Raw genomic sequence first — 17,727 nt, 5'->3', positions numbered from 1 at the left:
GCCCGCGAATTCATTACCACGTGGGCTACTACCCGGACAGCCGGACGCCCGCGCACGCGCCCGGTGCGAGCCCGGAGGACATCCGCGGCAGCATCCGCGTCCACCAGGAGGGCCTGCTGCAGTACGCGGCGAAGGTCTGGGGCGCGGAGCACCGGCTGTCGGGCAAGGTCCTGGACGTCGGCTGCGGTCTGGGCGGCGGCTCGCTGTTCTGGGCGCAGGAGTACGGCGCCGACGTCACCGCGGTCACCAACGCGCCGGAGCACGCGCCGATCGTCGAGGGCTTCGCGCGGGAGGCCGGCGTGGGCGGGAAGGTCCGCTCGCTGGTCTGCGACGCCAACCGGCTCAGCGTGGACGACGGCCCCTACGACGCGGCGGTGGCGATCGAGAGCAGCGGCTACTTCAACCGCCCGCAGTGGTTCCAGCGGCTGGCGGACCTGATCCGCCCCGGTGGCAGCGTGTGCATCGAGGAGGTGTTCACGACCCGGCCCGGCGGTGCCGACGTGTGGGCGGAGTACTTCTACTGCAAGCCGGTCCCGGTGCGCGAGTACGTGCAGGCCGCGGAGGCGGCGGGCTTCGCACTGGTCGACGAGGTCGACGTCACGGCGGAGACCGCGCCGTTCTGGGAGGAGAGCGCCGCCTGGACGAAGGCGGTCCTGGACACCGACGACAGCCTTTCGGCGGTCGAGCGCAGGAACATGCGGATCTCCCTGCTGGCGAACCAGGCGCAGGGCGCCGAATGGCGAGCGGGCGGCCTGACGCTCGGCTTCCTGCGCTTCGAGAAGAAGTGAAGGAGAAAGCTCCGCACCCGCGCTCGGCCGGAACTCCCCGGCCGAGCGTCCGCATGTCCACCCCGTTCCCGACGATTCGGAGTTCGTCATGACGATCGACCAGACTCCCGCCCATCACGCCGAGGTCCGCAACGTGTACGACGGGTTCGGCCGGGTCTACCGCTCCGTGTGGGGACCGAACATCCACTACGGCTACTGGGAGGACGACGCCGACGACAGCTCCGTCGAGGTCGCCACCGACCGCCTGACCGACCTGATGATCTCGGGCCTGGCCGCGCAGCCCGGCCAGCGGGTCCTCGACATCGGCTGCGGCATCGGCCACCCCGCGCGGCGGCTCGTCCGCACGAGCGACGTGCACGTGGTGGGCATCAGCATCAGCCACCTGCAGGTGGAGCAGGCGAACGACGACGCCGTCGCGGCCGGTCTCGGCGGCAAGGCCACGTTCCAGTTCGCCGACGCCATGGACCTGCCGTTCCCCGACGGCTCGTTCGACGCGGCCTGGGCGTTCGAGTCGATGTGGCACATGCCCGACCGCGGCCGGGTGCTCGCCGAGACCGCCCGCGTGCTGCGCCCCGGCGGCCGGCTCGTGGTCGCCGACGTCGTCCAGCGCGAGCCGATCACCCCCGAGGGCCAGGTGGTCATCGACCACGTCAAGGCCAACTACGGCGTGACGACCCTGGGCACGATCGACGAGTACGAGCGCAACCTCGCCGCCGCCGGTTTCGTCGACGTGGAGGTCCGCGACATCACCGACAACGTGATCCGCACCCTCCTGCTCATGGCCGACGCCTTCGAGACGGTCCGCGACAAGCTCGCCGACCTGGTCGGCGCCGAACAAGCCGATTCGCTCATCGACTTCGTGCGCCGGTTCGGGTCCATCCCGGAGAGCGGCTACATCTACGTCACCGCGGTCCGCGCCTGACCTGACGACGAGAAGAGCCCCGGCCACTCCTGGCCGGGGCTCTTCTCCCGTCGTCACTGCCGGACGCACAGCTCGGTCAACGCCCGCAGCGGGAACACCGGCTTGTGCCGGTGCGACTGCCCCGGCGCCATGGTCAGGCCCGGCATCCTGGCGGCGATGGCCTGCACAGCGACCTCCAGCTCCGCACGGGCGAACGACGCCCCGAGGCAGAAGTGGATGCCGTGCCCGAACGCGAGGTGCGAGGACGACCCGCTGCCCGGGCTGAACGCGGCGGGGCAGGCGTGGACGCGGCTGTCCCGGCCGGCGGTGCCGTACAGCAGGAGCAGCCTGCTCCCCTCGGCCAGGTGCACGTCACCGACCACCACGTCACGGGTCGCCGTCCGGTACATGCCCGCCAGCGGGGCGTCGAACCGCAGCCCCTCCTCGACGAGGTCGCGGGTGTCGACCGTGCCGTCGGCGACCTCCGCCCAGCCACCGGGCGACCGCAGCTGGTGGTACACGATCGTGCCGAGCGCCTCCGCGCAGGTCATGTGGCCCGCGAAGATCAGCGTGGGGATCTGCACCGCGACCTCGTCGGCGGTGAGGGTGTTGCCCGCCCTGCCGTCGTGCAGCAGCTCGCTGATCAGGTCGTCCTGCGGGTGCGCCAGCCGGTCCCGCGCGAGCTCGCGGGCGAACGCGCCGAAGTCGACCAGTCCCTGCGCCCACTCCCGCAGCAGCTCGGGGTCGGTGTCGCGTTGCAGCATCATCAGCTCGATGCGCTGCTCCGACCACAGCCGGCAGCGGTCGAGGTAGTCGTCGGGCACCCCGAGGCGCGCACACATCACCTCAAGGGCGTACGGCACCGCGAACGCCTCGATGAGGTCGAACTCGGCGTCGGCCGCGACCCGCTCGACGAGCTCCGCGGCGATCTTGCGCATCGTGGGTTCGAACGCCCTGACCTTGGCCGGGGTGAACCCGATGTTGAGCACCTCGCGAACCCTGGCGTGCGCGGGCGGGTCGAGCGAGCCGACGCCCAGGCCACCGTCACCGCGCCACGTCTTGAACATCCTGGCCACGTCGTCGGGCAGCTTCACCTTCGGACGCGGGTTGTGGTCGCGCGCCGAGTAGCTCTTGTCGTCCTTCAGCACGGCGAGCAGCTCCTCGCGCCGGCTGACGCACCACGCGTCGAGCAGCGGCGCGTAGAACACCGGCTCGTCGTCCCCGATGCCGGCCAGGAACTCGTACGGGTCGTCGCGGTGTTCGCCGTACGGGTCGAACGGCCTGCCTTCGCGCACTTTCCCGGAATCGGCTGACACAGCCATTTCGCCTCTCCAGCTGTCAGTGGAACCAGCAGCCACCAATCCGCAGAATATCCAGTTCCCGGTCACACCCCGCGCACATTGGGGTTTTTCCCAAAGTCGAACAGGTGTGCGCGCCGAGTCGTTGACACCGCGGGAGCGGGTCGTTCAGGATGCTGATCGGAACCACCGCTCGAAATCCCGAGCACCACTCAGCGAACCAGTGGCGTTTTTTCGGTATTCAATTCGAGCGCCGGAGGGAAATCCGATGAGCACACCCGGCACCTCGTCGACCGCGCTCCTGTCGCCGGCGACGGTGCGGGCCGCGGTACTGCCCGTCGTCCGCCAGCAGGTGTCCGCGCTGGAACCGGCGCTGGCCAGGATCAGCTCCTACCACCTCGGTTTCACCGACGAGCACGGTGCGCCCAGCGACGCCGCGAGCGGCAAGCTGACCCGCGCGTCGCTGATGATGGCGGCGGCAGCGGGGGTCGGGCTGCGACCGGAGGACGTCCTCGCCCCGGCGGCGGCACTGGAGCTGCTGCACAACTCGACCCTGGTCCACGACGACATCATCGACGCGGACGACCTGCGGCGCGGGCGGCCGGCGACGTGGCGGGTGTTCGGCACCGGCCTCGCGATCCTCGCCGGGGACGCGTTGCAGGCGCTGAGCATCCAGATGGTCGTCGAGGACCCCGGTCCCGGCCGTGCCGAGATCGCCGGCGCGTTCGCCGAGGCCACCCGGCTCGTGCTCTCCGGCCAGTCCCGCGAACTCACCGTCCGGCTGGGCCCGGACGCCGGAGTCGCCGCGTACGACCGGATCGTGGAGGAGAAGACGTCCGCGCTGCTGGAGTGCGCACTGGTGACACCGGCGTTGCGGGCGGGCAGCGCGGACCACGTCGTGGCCGCCCTGCGCGGCGCGGGCAGGCACCTCGGCCTCGCCTTCCAGATCGCCAACGACGTCGAGGACATCTGGGGCGACCCCGCGGTGACCGGCAAGCCCGTCCGCGGCGACATCGGGCGGCGCAACCCGTCCTTCCCCGTGCTGGCCGCGCTCGCGACCGGTGGCCCGGCCGGCGAGCGGCTGCTCGGGCTGTGGGAGTCCGACGACACCTCCGCGGCGCACCTGCGGGAGATGGCCGGCCTCGTCGAGGAGTCCGGCGGTCGCCGCACCGCCGAGCGGACCTCCCGCCAGCACTTCGACTCGGCACTGGCGCACCTCGCACGCGCCGGGCTGACCCCCGCGGCGGCGGCCGAGCTGGCCGCCCTGTTCGACCGCATCGTCCACCGCACCCCGTGAACCTCGATCCCGGCGGAGGTCGTCAGTGAGTACCCCGGTTCAACTGCCGTTCGAGCAGGAGGACGTGCTGCGGCTCGCACCGCGGTTGCGCGAGCTGCAGTCCCAGGGCTCGGTCCACCGGGTGCGCACCCCCGACGGCGGCGCGGCGTGGCTCGTCACCGGGCACGCCCACGTGCGGCAGCTGCTCGACGACGACCGGCTGAGCCGCACCAACCCCGACCCGGCCGCGCAGGACCCCAGCTCGGCGCTGCTCGCGAGCCTGCTGGGCGGTTTCGCCACCGACCACGCCCGGATGCGCGCGCTGCTGGAACCGCACTTCTCGCCCGAACGCATGGCGGAGCTGCGCCCGTACGTCGAGAAGCAGACCGGACAGCTGCTCGACCGGCTCGCGGAGCGGACGCCACCGGTGGACCTGCGCGAGGCGGTGGCGCTGTCGTTGCCGATCCAGGTGATGTGCGAGTGGCTGGGCGTGCCGCAGGAGGACAAGGACCGCTTCGGCGGCTGGACCAGGGACGCGGCCGGCGTCGGTGACCCGGTCCGGTCCAAGCAGGGGCTGGGCGGGTTGTTCGGCTACTGCCGGCAGCTCGTCGCCGACAAGCGGCGCACCCCCGGTGACGACGCGATCTCCCGGATCTGCGCGACCGAGGGCATCACCGACGACGAAGTCCTCGGACTGACCGCGTTGTTGTTGTTCGGCGGCTACGAGACCACGGTGGCCCGGATCGGCACGAGCACCCTGCTGCTGTTGTCCGATGTGGACCAGTGGCGGGCATTGGTGGCCGACCCCGGTCTCGTGCCCGGTGCCGTCGAAGAGACGCTGCGGCTGTCGATGCCGAACCCGCACAACGGTGGCATGCCCCGGTACGCGGTGACCGACCTCGACGTCGACGGGGTCACGATCCGGGCCGGTGACCCGGTGCTGCTGAACATCATCGCGGCCAACCACGACGAGGCGGTCTTCCCCGGCGCCGACCGGGTCGACGTCACGCGCGACACCGCGGCCAGCCTCGTGTTCGGGCACGGCGCGCACCACTGCGTGGGGGCGGCACTGGCGCGGATGCAGCTGCAGGTGGTGCTCACCCAGCTCGTCGCGCGGTTCCCGTCGCTGCGCCTGGCCGTCGGCGTGGACGAGCTGGCGCTGCGCACCGACACGCTGATCGGCGGTCTGGTCGAACTCCCGGTGACCTGGTGATTGGGAACCTGATGCTGCACAAGATATCCGCGGGCGTCGTCACGAAGAGCCCGGACCCGGTCCGCCCGTACCTGCTGCTGATGCGGCTGGACCGGCCCACGGGGTACGTCCTCTACCTGCTGCCCGGTCTGTGGGCCGTCGTGTTCGCCTCCGGCCACCGGCCCGACCTGCTGTCGGTGGCGGCCATCGCCGTCGCCGCGGTGCTGATCCGCGGCTTCGCCTGCGCCAGCAACGACGTGACCGACAGGGAGATCGACGCCCGCGTCGCCCGCACCGTGGGGCGGCCGGTCGCGGCGGGGACGATCAGCGTCCGCAACGGGATCCTCTGGGGCGCCGCACAGGCCTTGGCCGCGCTGCTCGTCCTGCTGCTGGCCAACGTCGAGACCGCACTGGTCGCGCTCGCCACGTACCCGCTGATCGTCGCGTACCCGTTCATGAAGCGCTTCTTCTTCTGGCCCTCGGGGTTCCTCGGGCTGGTGATGAGCACCTACGTGTTCGTCGGCTGGACGGCGGCGACCGGCAACACCGACTACCCGCCCGCGGTGTACGGCCTGTACGCCGCCGGGACGTTCTGGACGATGGTGCACGACGCCATCTACTCCCACCAGGACAAGGAGTTCGACCGGAAGATCGGTGTCAGGTCCTCGGCGCTGCTGTTCGGCGGGGCGACCAAGGCGTGGCTGTCGCTCTTCGTCGTGCTCAGCGTGGCCGGTGTGCTGTGGGCCGGTTCGCTGACGTCGATCGGGTGGGCGTTCTACGCGGTCGTGGTGCTGGCGGCGGCGTACCTGGCGCACCTGCTGTTCCGGGTGGACCTGGACGACCCGAAGGCGTGCTGGGACACCTTCGTCGCCAACACGAACTACGGCTGGATCGTCCTGGCCGCCGTGATCGCCGGGCAGTTCACGTGAGCACCGCGATGTGGCAGGGCGACGCCGTCGACCTGGACGCCTACCTGGCCCGCGTGGGCGTCGAGGGCGCGGTGGCGCCGGACCTCGACACGTTGCGGCGCCTGCACGTCGCCCACGTCGACGCGATCCCGTTCGACAACCTCGACCCGCTGCTCGGGCGCACCGAGGTGCCGCTGGACCTCGACCGCGTCCAGGAGAAGGTCCTGCGGCAGGGCCGCGGCGGCTGGTGCCTGGAACAGGTCGTCCTGGTGGCCGCGGTGCTGGACCGCATCGGGTTCACGTTCACCGCCTTCGCCGGCCGGACCCGCATCCGCACCGGCAGCAGGGTCGGTCCGGCGCTGCACGTGGCCCTGCTCGTCGACCTGGACGGCGAGCGGTGGCTGCACGACGTGAGCTTCGGCGCCCACGGGCCGCACGAGCCGATCCGGTTCGCGCAGGACGCGCGGCTGGACGGCCCCTGGTCGTTCGACCTCGTGCGCGAGCCGACCGGTGAGCACGTGCTGCGCATGCTGCGGCCGGAGGGACCGGCGGAGCTCTACGGCTTCACCACCGACGTGCGCTACCCGTCGGACTTCGAGCTCCTCAACCACTTCTGCCTCACGCACCCCCGGTCCCCGTTCAACCACCGGATGGTCCTGCAACGCACGCGACCGGACGTGCGGCACCTCCTCGTCGGCACCACGCTCACCGAGCTGCGGCCGGGTGCGCCGGCGGAGGTCCGCGAACTCGACGAGGCGGAGGCGCTGGCCGCTCCCGGGGAGGTCTTCGGGATCACCCTGGAACCGGAGGACGTCCAGCTCCTCGGGAAGACCTTGGCCGGCCCATGACGCGCACCCTGCTGGTGGACAACTACGACTCGTACACCTTCAACCTGTTCCAGCTGATCGCCGAGATCAACGGACGGGAGCCGGTGGTCGTGGTCAACGACGACCCGGCGCTGCCCGAGCTGTGGCGGGAGGGCTTCGACAACATCGTCGTCTCCCCCGGCCCCGGCCGGCCGCAGCACCCCCGCGACATCGGCCTGGTCGGGGAGCTGCTGCGCCGCACCACGTTGCCGGTGCTCGGGGTCTGCCTCGGGCACCAGGTCATCGGGCACCTGGCGGGCGCGACCGTGGCCGCCGCACCCGAACCGCGCCACGGGCACCTCGCCAAGGTCTCCCACGACGGCGACCCGTTGTTCGCCGGTGTGCCGAGCGAGTTCGTCGCGGTCCGGTACCACTCGCTGTGCGTGCGGGAACCGTTGCCGGAGGAGCTCGTCCCGATCGCGTGGGCCGACGACGGGGTGCTGATGGCATTGCGGCACCGGGACCGGCCGCAGTGGGGCGTGCAGTTCCACCCCGAGTCGGTCGCCTCCGGCTACGGCGCGGAGATCCTGCGCAACTTCGCCGAGCTGACCCGCCAGGCCCACCGCCGCGGTGAGCTGGAGCTCGTCAGCGCCGTCGTGCCGACGACCGCCGACGCCGAGTCGGTCTTCCTGGAGCTGTTCGGCGAGTCCACCCACTGCTTCTGGCTCGACAGCAGCCGGGTCGAGGAGGGGTTGTCCCGGTTCTCGTTCCTGGGCGACGTGTCCGGGCCGCACAGCGAGGTCGTGACCTACCGCTGCGGTACCGGCGTGGTGCGGGTGCGCGACGCCGGCGGGGAACGCGACGTGCCCGGCACCGTGTTCGACTACCTGGAACACCGGTTGCGCGAGCGGCAGGTCGCCAGCACCACCCTGCCGTTCGACCTCACCGGCGGGTACGTCGGCTACTTCGGCTACGAGCTCAAGGCCGACTGCGGCACCTCGAACCGGCACACCGCCGAAACCCCCGACGCGGCCTGGATGTTCGCCGACCGGGTCATCGCGTTCGACCACCGCGAGGGCCTGACCTACGTCGTCGCCGTGCACGACCCGGCGACCCGTGAGGACGCGCAGGACTGGGTGGACCGGACCGCGACCGTCCTCACCGGACTGCGCCAGGCCGGTGAACCGCCGGTCGAGCCCGCCGAACCGGTCGACGCGGCGGGGTTCCTGGTCCGCGACCGGGAGCAGTACCTCGCGGACATCGCGGAGTGCCAGCGGCAGCTGCGGCTGGGCGAGAGCTACGAGATCTGCCTGACCGACAAGCTGCACCTGCCGTTCCACGACGACGACACGGCGTTCTACCGGCGGTTGCGGCGGGCGAACCCGGCACCGTACGCCGCCCTGCTGCGCCTGGGCGACCTCTCGGTCTTCTGCTCCTCGCCGGAGCGGTTCCTGCGCGTCGAGCGCGACCGCACGGTCACCAGCAAACCCATCAAGGGCACCGCCCCGCGCGACAGCGACCCCGTGCGCGACGCCGAGATCGCCGCCACCCTCGCCTCCAGCGCCAAGACGCAGGCCGAGAACCTGATGATCGTCGACCTGCTGCGCAACGACCTGGGCCGGGTGTGCGAGGTGGGCAGCATCTTCGTGGACCCGTACCTCGCGGTCGAGAGCTACCAGACGGTGCACCAGCTCGTCTCCACCGTCCACGGCCGGCTCGGGGACGGGGTCGGCGCGCTGGACTGCGTCCGGCAGTGCTTCCCCGGCGGGTCGATGACCGGGGCGCCGAAGCTGCGCACCATGGAGATCATCGACGAGCTGGAGACGGAGGCCAGGGGCGTGTACTCCGGTGCCCTCGGCTACTTCGGCCTCTCCGGCGGCGCCGACCTCAACATCGTGATCCGCACGGCGGTGCGCGTCGGCGACCGGCTGACCATCGGCGCGGGCGGGGCGATCGTGCTCGACTCCGACGCCGCCGACGAGTACGAGGAGATGCTGCTCAAGGCCGCGGCGTCGCTGCGCGCCTGGCGTGCCCGGTCCCCGAGCTGACCACCTGAAGGAGGCTTCCCGATGTCCAGCACCCCGGTGCGCGAGGAGTACGAGCGCGACCTGCTGGTCCAGCTGAACCGCCGCTGGGCCGGGCGGGTGGCCGTCAAGAAGGACGAGCTCGACCTCGACGGGCACTTCGACCCGCGCCTGCCGGACTTCCCGGAGCACCTCGTGCCGGTGCTCGCCCTGCCCGGTGCCGAACGGCTCGACCGCGACGCCCGCGAGCGCATCCTGTCCGCGGCCTGGATCGCCTACAACGCCAAGACCGCGGCCATCGAGGACGAGATCATCCTGCCGGCCTGCGGGCTGATGCTGCACGGGAACATCCCGGTACGCCGCGACGACGCCGCCGTCGAGGCGCTGCACCAGACGATGCTCGACGAGCACTACCACATCCTCATGTGCCACAACGCCGTCGGCGTCACGCGGCGGCGCAGGGACATGAGCGACGTGCGGTTCGCACCGGGCGGCTGGTCGGTGGTGCAGGGGCTCGCGGCGGCACGCGCCGGGCTGTCCGGGTTCGACCGCGACATCGTCGACATCGCGTTTTCCCTGGCCGCGGAGACGACGATCAGCGGGTTCCTCTCGACGCTGTCCACGGCCCAGGACATCCAGCCGATGAACCGCATCACCACCGACCTGCACCGGCGTGACGAGAGCGGTCACGCCGTGGTGTTCCGCGAGCTGTGCGGATCGCTGTACCGGCGCCTGGACTCCGCGCAGCAGCGGATGTTCCGCGAGGCGCTCGTCAGCGGCCTGACCGCGTTCCGCTCCGCCGACCTGGAGCCGTGGGTGGCCGTCGCGGCACAGGGCGGTTTCGAGATCGGCGCCGATCAGCTGCGCGAGTGGGCGGCGGCCCGGCCCGTGCCGAAGCGGGACAACGGACTGCTGCAGCTGCTGCTCGACGACCTGGGCATCGGCCACGACCTGCTCGGGACGTGACGCGACGACCCCGCCCCACCACCCCAGGCGCCCACCGAAGCTGGTGATGAACCCATGCGCGTTCTGCTCGTCGACAACTACGACTCCTACACCTACAACCTGTACCAGCTGCTGGCAGAGGTGTACGGCGTCGCGCCCGTGGTCGTGCGGAACGACGACGCCGGCTGGGAGCACCTCGACCTCGACGGCTTCGACGCCGCGGTCATCTCGCCGGGACCGGGGCACCCGGCGCTGTCCCGCGACTTCGGCCGGTCCCGCGACGTGCTGGAGCACGGCCGGCTGCCGGTGCTGGGCGTGTGCCTGGGCCACCAGGGCATGGGACTGCTGGCGGACGCGCGGATCACCCCCGCCCCGCAGCCGCGGCACGGGCACCTCACCACGGTCCGGCACGACGGCGAAGGCTTGTTCGCGGGTCTGCCGCAGGACTTCACCGCCGTGCGGTACCACTCGCTGAGCGTCGCCGAGCCGGTGCCCGCGCACCTGGAGATCACCGCGCGGGCCGAGGACGGCGTGGTGATGGGCCTGGCGCACCGCGACCGGCCGTGGTGGGGCGTGCAGTTCCACCCCGAGTCGATCTGCACCGAGCACGGCGCCCGGCTCGTGGCGAACTTCCGCGACCTGGCCCTGAGCGCACACCGGCGCACCAACGGGCACGGCCTCACCGGCAACGGCACCGGCACCGCACTGCCTGACGTACCGTCCACAGTGAACTCTCCAGATGCACCGCTGCGGGCGCACATCAGGATTCTGGACAAGGCCGTCGACACCGAGGCCGCGTTCCAGACCGCGTTCGGTGCGAGCCGGCGGGCGTTCTGGCTCGACAGCGCGCACGTCGAACCGGGACTGGCCCGCTTCTCGTTCCTGGGCACCGCCGACGCACCCGGTGCCGAGATGCTCACCTACCAGGTGGAGGACGGGCACGTCGTCGTGGACCCGGCCGGAGGCACCGCGCGGTTCGAGAGCGGCACGATCTTCGAGGCGCTCGACCGCCGCACCGGCCGCGTGGTCGCCGGCACCGAGGGGCTGCCGTTCGACCTCACCGGCGGGTACGTCGGCTACTTCGGGTACGAGCTGAAGGCCGACTGCGGCGCGGACAGGGTCCACCGGTCGGACACCCCGGACGCCGTGTGGCTGCAGGCGGACCGGTTCATCGCCGTCGACCACGCGGAGAACCGCACCTACGTCGTCGCCGTGGGCGAGCAGCGGGACCTGGCAGCGGCCGAGGAGTGGACCGGCACGACCGTCCGCACGCTGGCCGACCTGCCCGCTCCGGCACCGGACCCCGTTGCCGCGCAGGCGGAACAGCACGACGTGTCCGGGTTTCTCGTCCGTTCGCAGGAGCGGTACCTCGCCGACATCGCCGAGTGCGACCGGCGGCTGCGCGAGGGCGTGAGCTACGAGATCTGCCTGACCGACAAGCTCCGCCTGCCCGCACCGGCCGACGACTTCGCCTACTACCGGCGGCTCCGGCGGCTCAACCCGGCACCGTACGCGGCGTTCCTGCGGCTGGGCGACGTCACGGTGCTCAGCTCCTCGCCGGAGCGGTTCCTCAAGGTCGACGCCACCCGCACCGTCGAGACCAAGCCGATCAAGGGCACCGCGCCCCGCCACCCCGACCCGCGCACCGACGACGAGCGGCGGCGCTCGTTGCAGATGGACCCCAAGACCCGCGCGGAGAACCTGATGATCGTGGACCTGCTGCGCAACGACCTCGGGCGGATCTGCGAGGTCGGCAGCGTCACCGTGCCGTCGTTGATGGCCACCGAGTCCTACGCCACCGTGCACCAGCTGGTCTCCACGGTCACCGGCACGCTGCGGGCCGGCACGTCCGCGGTGGACGCCGTGCGGGCGTGCTTCCCCGGCGGGTCCATGACGGGAGCGCCGAAGCTGCGCACCATGGAGATCATCGACGAGCTGGAGACCGAGGCCCGCGGCGTCTACTCCGGCGCCATCGGTTTCCTGTCCCGCAACGGAACCGCCGACCTCAGCATCACCATCCGCACCGCCGTGATCCACGGCGGCGAGCTGACCATCGGCGCGGGCGGCGCCATCGTGCTCGACTCCGACCCCGCCGCCGAGTACGACGAGATGCTGCTCAAGGCCCAGGCCACCCTGCGCGCACTGCCGAAGGCGAAGGTCCCCGACGCTTAGGCCCCACGACGATCGGAAGGCCCCTGATGACCGAACACCCGCCACGCTCGGTGCTGCTCGCCTCGCCCCGGTCGTTCTGCGCCGGGGTGGAACGCGCCATCGAGATCGTGGAACGACTGCTCGACCAGCGCGGTGGCCCGATCTACGTGCGCAAGCAGATCGTGCACAACGTCCACGTCGTGCGCGGTCTGGAGGCCCGCGGCGCCGTGTTCGTGGAGGAGCTGTCCGAGGTTCCTCCCGGTGCCACGGCGGTGTTCTCCGCGCACGGCGTCTCCCCCGCCGTGCGCGCGGAGGCCGTGGAACGGTCGCTCGACGTGGTCGACGCGACCTGCCCGCTCGTGGCCAAGGTGCACACCGAGGCCCGCCGGTTCGCCGAGCGCGGCGACACCATCGTGCTGATCGGCCACGCCGGGCACGAGGAGGTCGACGGCACGCTGGGCGAGGCGCCCGACCGGACGGTGCTCGTGGAGACCGTCGCCGACGTCGAGGCGCTGGAGATCACCGGACCGGTCTCCTACCTCACCCAGACCACGCTGGCGGTCGACGAGACCGCCGAGGTCGTGGCGGCGTTGCAGCGCAAGTTCCCGCAGCTGCGCGGACCCGGTTCCGACGACATCTGCTACGCCACCACGAACCGGCAGGTGGCGATCCGCGACGTCGCCGCACGATCCGACCTGGTGCTCGTCGTGGGCTCGAAGAACTCCTCCAACTCGGTGCGCATGGTCGAGCTGGCCGCCCGCACCGGCACCCCGGCGCACCTGGTCGACGACGCCTCGGAGATCGACCCGGCATGGCTGGAGGGCGTGACCGCGGTGGGGCTGTCGGCCGGCGCCTCGGCGCCACCGGAACTGGTGGACGAGGTCGTCGCCGCGTTGCGGGAGCTGGGCGTGGTCGACGTGTCGACGCACACCACCGCCGTCGAGACCATCTCGTTCACCATGCCGTCGGCGGTGCGCCGTGCCGACTGATCACACCGGTCACCGCAAGATCGTGTTAGCGATAACATTTAGGTTGTCCGGAAGTGGTCATCGAATCGTCGAACGCGCTTGTAAAGCCGGGATGGCACCCTGGTCCAAAACCTCACCACAGACGTTAGCGCTCACATCGAACCGTTGACCGGTCGGTGAGGTCGTGGCTACATTCGGTCGCGGAGCCACGACGGTGCGACGTCGCACCACTCGCCGAGCAACCGGAGCGCGCCATGTCCTCATCGTTGAGTCGACGCAGGCTTTTCCAGGCAGCGGGCGTGGTCGCGGTCGCGACCACCGCACCCTCGTTGGTCTCCGCCGCGGCCCAAGCGGCCGCGGTGCCGCCGGTGCGCGGTGACGCGGGGGTGTCGGCCTACGCCTTCGACCTGTCCGAGGTCCGGCTGACGTCCGGGCGGTGGCAGGAGAACCAGAACCGGACGTTGTCGTACCTGCGGTTCGTCGACGTGGACCGGCTGCTCTACAACTTCCGCGCCAACCACCGGCTGTCGACGAACGGCGCCGCCGCGCTGGGTGGCTGGGAGGCGCCGAACTTCCCGTTCCGCACGCACAGCCAGGGCCACTTCCTCACGGCGTGGGCGCAGGCGTGGGCGATGCTGGGCGACACGACGTGCCGTGACAAAGCGAACTACATGGTCGCGGAACTGGCCAAGTGCCAGGCGAACAACGGTGCGGCCGGGTTCAACACCGGGTACCTGGCCGGTTTCCCGGAGTCGGACTTCGACGCGATGGAGTCCGGCTCGCCGAAAGCCGTGTCGTACTACTCGATGCACAAGACCCTCGCCGGGCTGCTCGACGCGTGGCGCTACCTCGGCAACAACCAGGCGCGCGACGTGCTGCTGCGCCTGGCCGGCTGGGTGGACTGGCGCACGTCCCGGTTGTCCTACAGCGTGATGCAGCGCGTGCTGGGCACCGAGTTCGGCGGCATGAACGCCGTGCTCGCCGACCTGTACCAGCAGACCGGCGACTCCCGCTGGCTCGCGACGGCCCAGCGGTTCGACCACGCCTCGGTCTTCGACCCGCTGGCGGCCAACCAGGACCGGCTGGCCGGCCTGCACGCCAACACGCAGGTGCCGAAGTGGATCGGCGCGGCCCGCGAGTACAAGGCGACCGGCACGACCCGGTACCGCGACATCGCCTCGAACGCCTGGAACATCACCGTCGGCGCGCACACGTACGTGATCGGCGGCAACAGCCAGGCCGAGCACTTCCGCTCCCCCAACGCGATCGCCGCGTACCTCAACACCGACGCGTGCGAGGCGTGCAACACCTACAACATGCTGAAGCTGACGCGGGAGCTGTGGCTGCTCGACCCGAACAGGGCCGCGTACTTCGACTACTACGAGCGCGCCCTGATCAACCACCTGATCGGCCAGCAGAACCCGGCCGACCCGCACGGCCACATCTGCTACTTCACCGGCCTCAACCCCGGTCACCGGCGCGGCAACACCGGACCGGCGTGGGGCGGCGGCAACTGGAGCACGGACTACACCACGTTCTGGTGCTGCCAGGGCACCGGCCTGGAGAACAACACCAAGCTCGCCGACTCGATCTACTTCTACAGCGGCACCACGCTGACGGTGAACCTGTACGCGCCGTCGGTGCTGACGTGGTCGGCGCGCGGCATCACGGTCACCCAGGCCACGACCTACCCGGCGAGCGACACGACGACGTTCACCGTCACCGGCAACGTCAGCGGGTCGTGGACGATGCGGTTCCGCATCCCCGGCTGGACGTCGGGCGCGACCATCAGCGTCAACGGTGCCGCGCAGGACGTGACCGCCACGCCCGGTTCCTACGCGTCGCTGACCCGGTCGTGGACCTCCGGTGACGTGGTGGTGCTGAAGCTGCCGATGCGCGTGATCGCCCAGGCGGCCAACGACAACTCGAACGTGGTCGCGCTCACCTACGGCCCGGCGGTGCTGGCGGGCAACTACGGCAACTCCAGCCTGTCGGGGTTGCCGTCGCTCAACGTGAGCTCCGTGACGCGCACCAGCTCGTCGGCACTGGCGTTCACCGCGACGGCGAACGGCACGCAGGTCAACCTCGGGCCGTTCCACGACGCGCACGGCTTCAACTACACCGTCTACTGGAACGCCGGCGGCGGTGGTGGCACGACGAGCCACCGGCTGGTCAACGTCGCCACCGGCATGGTGCTCGGCGTGCAGAACATGTCCACTTCGGACGGTGGGCTGGCGGTGCAGTGGCACGACAGCGGCACCGCCGACCACAACTGGCAGATCGTCACCGACGGCGCCGACGTGCGGTTGCGCAACGTGCACAGCGGCAAGGTGCTGGGCGTGGAGAACATGTCCACCGCCGACAACGCCCGCGTCCTGCAGTGGTCGGACAACGGCACCGCCGACCACCGCTGGACGCTGCTGCCGCAGGGCGACGGCACCTACAAGGTCCGCAACGCCAACAGCGGCAAGCTGCTCGGCGTCCTCAACGGCTCCACCGCCGCCGGCGCTCAGATCGTGCAGGACCCGGACAACGGCAGCGCGGACAACCGCTGGCGCCTGGTCCAGAACTAACTCCCCTGCTTGCCCCGGGCATCTGCAAGTACCACCAACTCTTGATCAAACCGCCGCTGACTGCACCCAACCTGTTCGCCGGTCGCCGAAGCAGCAGGTGACGGGAGGACGAGTTGGTAGTGGAAAAGTGCTCGATGATCTTGAGTTGGTGGTACTTGCAGATGCGGGTGGAGCAGGGGGTCAGAGCGGGCCGCCGGGGCGCCGCCCGGAGGTCAGCGCCTCGACCTGCTCGGCCGTGAACGGCGCGCCGAGCAGGTCGTCGCGCACCGCGTGGCAACGGAACATGTCGGCGATGTAGTGCATCCGGTCCGGCAGGTCGGCCCAGTCCCGCGCGGCCGTGTCACGCAGGCTGTCCGGTGTCGGGTCAACCTGCGCGAGCAACGCCAGCAGCTCCGGGTCGGCCGGCTCCGCCAGCAGCGGCGGGAACACGGCCGGCAGGTCGTCGCTCAGGTCGAGCACCTCACCACCGGGCAACGCCAGCGTCATCAGGTGCCGGGTCACCGCACGGCGGACCACCGCACGCGCCTGGTCGGCCAGCTGCTCCGTGGCGATGCGCACGACGGTCCGGCGGCCGAGCACGAACAACACCGCCTTGCGCAGCCACCGCACCACCCGGTTGCCGGGCAGCAGCAGCTCGAACAGCCGCCGTTCGAGCTCGCGGGGGTCGACCACGGGCGCCTGCATCGCGGCGGCGATCTCCGGCTGCAACCGCGTCTGCTCGTGCAGGCCGACCTCGATGTTGGCCAGCAACAGCAACTCCGCGCGCTGCTTGGGGTCGTCGGTGGTCATCGCCCGGTGGTACCGGCCGAAGGCCTGGCGCAGGTACCGCTGCCCCTCCGGCGGCTCACCGGACCGCAGCGAGTCGCGGAACTCCCCGATCGGCTCGTCCGCACCGCCGCTGAACCCGGCCAGGAACCGGGCGAACTCCCGCGCGACCTCCTCGAAGACCTTGAGGTTGCCCCGCGCCGCCGCGGCACTGACGTCGTCAAGCCGCGCGGTCGTCAGCACGGCCTGCCGCACCACGCCGTGCGCGTGCTCCAGCACCTCCCGCGGCACACCCCGCCGCAGCCCGCGCACCACCAGGTCCACGCCGGCGGCCACCTCGGGCGAGGCCTTGAGCAGCCGCTCGACCGTGCGCGCCAGGTCCTCCTGCCGGATCGACTGCCCCACCTGCTTCGACGCCCACACCGCGAAGGTGCACCAGTTCGCGCCCCCGCCGGTGCGCGCGGCCAACGCCCGCGACAACCGGTGGTAGCAGTGGGTGATCTGCAGGTTGCGGACGACCGGGTCGGCGTGAGCGCAGATCCGTTCCACCTCACCGACCACCGGCGCGCTGTCGTCGCCGAGCACGTGCACGTCCACATCGGACCGGCTCATCGGCTGACCTCTCCTCTCAGGAACCACACCTTCAGGGTGGGCCAGATCATCGCCTGGCTTGCGCGAACGCTGAAGCAACTGGTCGTGGCGATGCAGTTGGATGCACTTGAAAGCATCTCAATCCTATTGCCACACCTTGCCTTCTCCCAATCTCCTCCCATGTTCAGCTTGTACCTACCGTTGCGGGCGTCGAACGCCTGTACGCGAATCAAGTGGTCGTCGATGGTCCAGCGACGGCGTGGTGTGCGTTCGAGTCCCCGGCAGGAGCACCAAAGGATGGGAACAGGGCTGAACAGCGGTTTTGTTCCGGCAGTCTGGTGGTGGAGGCATCGTTCGGCCTCTCCGCGCCCGAGTAGCGGCCTGGGGGACGGGACGCTCGGACCCGTCCCCACCGCAGGCGATCCTCTCCAGGAGAGCGACCGTGGGAGTGCCTTAAACAACCAGGAAGGCGGGGGTGCTCCGCCGGAGAGGTCTTATGGGAGTCACTCAGGCTCTGCGTCGACGCCGCTTTCCACTGCTT

General features: G+C 70.9%; 13 protein-coding genes. 11 read left to right on the top strand and 2 right to left on the bottom strand.

The genetic code is table 11. From position 1 onward, the window contains the following. Positions 1 to 20 precede the first annotated feature (20 nt). Positions 21 to 788, top strand: coding sequence for a methyltransferase domain-containing protein (locus AB0A63_RS20100; RefSeq protein WP_360393270.1), 768 nt, complete (start codon positions 21 to 23; stop codon positions 786 to 788). An 88-nt stretch (positions 789 to 876) separates the two neighbouring features. Next, the gene (locus AB0A63_RS20095; protein WP_360393267.1) at positions 877 to 1,710 is read left to right on the top strand and encodes a methyltransferase domain-containing protein; all 834 of its coding nucleotides are present in this window, start codon (positions 877 to 879) and stop codon (positions 1,708 to 1,710) included. Between the two features lie 53 nt (positions 1,711 to 1,763). Here the strand turns inward: AB0A63_RS20095 and AB0A63_RS20090 are convergent, their stop codons facing one another. After that, positions 1,764 to 2,984: a cytochrome P450 gene (locus AB0A63_RS20090; RefSeq protein WP_360393264.1), complete on the bottom strand. Its 1,221-nt coding sequence runs from the start codon at positions 2,982 to 2,984 to the stop codon at positions 1,764 to 1,766. Between the two features lie 271 nt (positions 2,985 to 3,255). Between AB0A63_RS20090 and AB0A63_RS20085 the strand changes: the two genes are divergently transcribed. The 9 genes from AB0A63_RS20085 to AB0A63_RS20045 all read left to right on the top strand — a co-directional run bounded on the left by AB0A63_RS20085 (position 3,256) and on the right by AB0A63_RS20045 (position 15,830). Then, positions 3,256 to 4,284 (top strand): polyprenyl synthetase family protein, encoded by a 1,029-nt coding sequence (locus AB0A63_RS20085; protein ID WP_360393261.1) that lies wholly within the window; start codon positions 3,256 to 3,258, stop codon positions 4,282 to 4,284. A gap of 25 nt (positions 4,285 to 4,309) precedes the next feature. Continuing rightward, positions 4,310 to 5,476 (top strand): cytochrome P450, encoded by a 1,167-nt coding sequence (locus AB0A63_RS20080; protein WP_360393258.1) that lies wholly within the window; start codon positions 4,310 to 4,312, stop codon positions 5,474 to 5,476. An 11-nt stretch (positions 5,477 to 5,487) separates the two neighbouring features. Continuing rightward, on the top strand, positions 5,488 to 6,384 hold the full coding sequence (locus AB0A63_RS20075) for a UbiA family prenyltransferase (RefSeq protein WP_360393255.1): 897 nt from the start codon (positions 5,488 to 5,490) through the stop codon (positions 6,382 to 6,384). Further along, positions 6,381 to 7,211 carry an arylamine N-acetyltransferase gene (locus AB0A63_RS20070; protein ID WP_360393252.1) on the top strand — a complete coding sequence of 277 codons (831 nt, stop codon included), beginning with the start codon at positions 6,381 to 6,383 and terminating at the stop codon, positions 7,209 to 7,211. Before AB0A63_RS20075 ends, AB0A63_RS20070 begins: the two co-directional genes overlap by 4 nt. Continuing rightward, positions 7,208 to 9,217: an aminodeoxychorismate synthase component I gene (gene pabB, locus AB0A63_RS20065; RefSeq protein WP_360393248.1), complete on the top strand. Its 2,010-nt coding sequence runs from the start codon at positions 7,208 to 7,210 to the stop codon at positions 9,215 to 9,217. Before AB0A63_RS20070 ends, pabB (AB0A63_RS20065) begins: the two co-directional genes overlap by 4 nt. A 21-nt stretch (positions 9,218 to 9,238) precedes the next feature. Beyond that, entirely contained in the window at positions 9,239 to 10,159 is a 921-nt protein-coding gene (locus AB0A63_RS20060) for a diiron oxygenase (protein WP_360393245.1), read from the top strand. A gap of 54 nt (positions 10,160 to 10,213) precedes the next feature. Then, entirely contained in the window at positions 10,214 to 12,310 is a 2,097-nt protein-coding gene (gene pabB, locus AB0A63_RS20055) for an aminodeoxychorismate synthase component I (protein WP_360393242.1), read from the top strand. Between the two features lie 26 nt (positions 12,311 to 12,336). Next, positions 12,337 to 13,278 (top strand): 4-hydroxy-3-methylbut-2-enyl diphosphate reductase, encoded by a 942-nt coding sequence (gene ispH, locus AB0A63_RS20050; protein WP_360393239.1) that lies wholly within the window; start codon positions 12,337 to 12,339, stop codon positions 13,276 to 13,278. A gap of 233 nt (positions 13,279 to 13,511) precedes the next feature. Further along, entirely contained in the window at positions 13,512 to 15,830 is a 2,319-nt protein-coding gene (locus AB0A63_RS20045; RefSeq protein WP_360393236.1) for a beta-L-arabinofuranosidase domain-containing protein, read from the top strand. A 180-nt stretch (positions 15,831 to 16,010) separates the two neighbouring features. Here AB0A63_RS20045 and AB0A63_RS20040 read toward each other — a convergent pair whose 3' ends face one another. Next, positions 16,011 to 17,207, bottom strand: a complete 1,197-nt coding sequence (locus AB0A63_RS20040) for a hypothetical protein (protein ID WP_360393233.1) — start codon at positions 17,205 to 17,207, stop codon at positions 16,011 to 16,013. Positions 17,208 to 17,727 lie beyond the last annotated feature (520 nt).

It is taken from the genome of Lentzea sp. NPDC042327 (assembly GCF_040647275.1).
In the GTDB taxonomy this organism is placed as follows: Bacteria; Actinomycetota; Actinomycetes; order Mycobacteriales; family Pseudonocardiaceae; genus Lentzea.
Note: the sequence above shows the minus strand (reverse complement) of the source record. Positions and strands in the feature narration are given on the sequence as shown.

What these genes read in the sequence shown, in the direction of transcription:
- ispH (WP_360393239.1), top strand. Translation starts at nt 12,337, where the DNA reads ATGACCGAACACCCGCCACGCTCGGTGCTGCTCGCCTCGCCCCGGTCG.
- pabB (WP_360393248.1), top strand. Translation starts at nt 7,208, where the DNA reads ATGACGCGCACCCTGCTGGTGGACAACTACGACTCGTACACCTTCAAC.
- AB0A63_RS20045 (WP_360393236.1), top strand. Translation starts at nt 13,512, where the DNA reads ATGTCCTCATCGTTGAGTCGACGCAGGCTTTTCCAGGCAGCGGGCGTG.
- pabB (WP_360393242.1), top strand. Translation starts at nt 10,214, where the DNA reads ATGCGCGTTCTGCTCGTCGACAACTACGACTCCTACACCTACAACCTG.
- AB0A63_RS20040 (WP_360393233.1), bottom strand. Translation starts at nt 17,207, where the DNA reads ATGAGCCGGTCCGATGTGGACGTGCACGTGCTCGGCGACGACAGCGCG.
- AB0A63_RS20085 (WP_360393261.1), top strand. Translation starts at nt 3,256, where the DNA reads ATGAGCACACCCGGCACCTCGTCGACCGCGCTCCTGTCGCCGGCGACG.
- AB0A63_RS20075 (WP_360393255.1), top strand. Translation starts at nt 5,488, where the DNA reads ATGCTGCACAAGATATCCGCGGGCGTCGTCACGAAGAGCCCGGACCCG.
- AB0A63_RS20095 (WP_360393267.1), top strand. Translation starts at nt 877, where the DNA reads ATGACGATCGACCAGACTCCCGCCCATCACGCCGAGGTCCGCAACGTG.
- AB0A63_RS20060 (WP_360393245.1), top strand. Translation starts at nt 9,239, where the DNA reads ATGTCCAGCACCCCGGTGCGCGAGGAGTACGAGCGCGACCTGCTGGTC.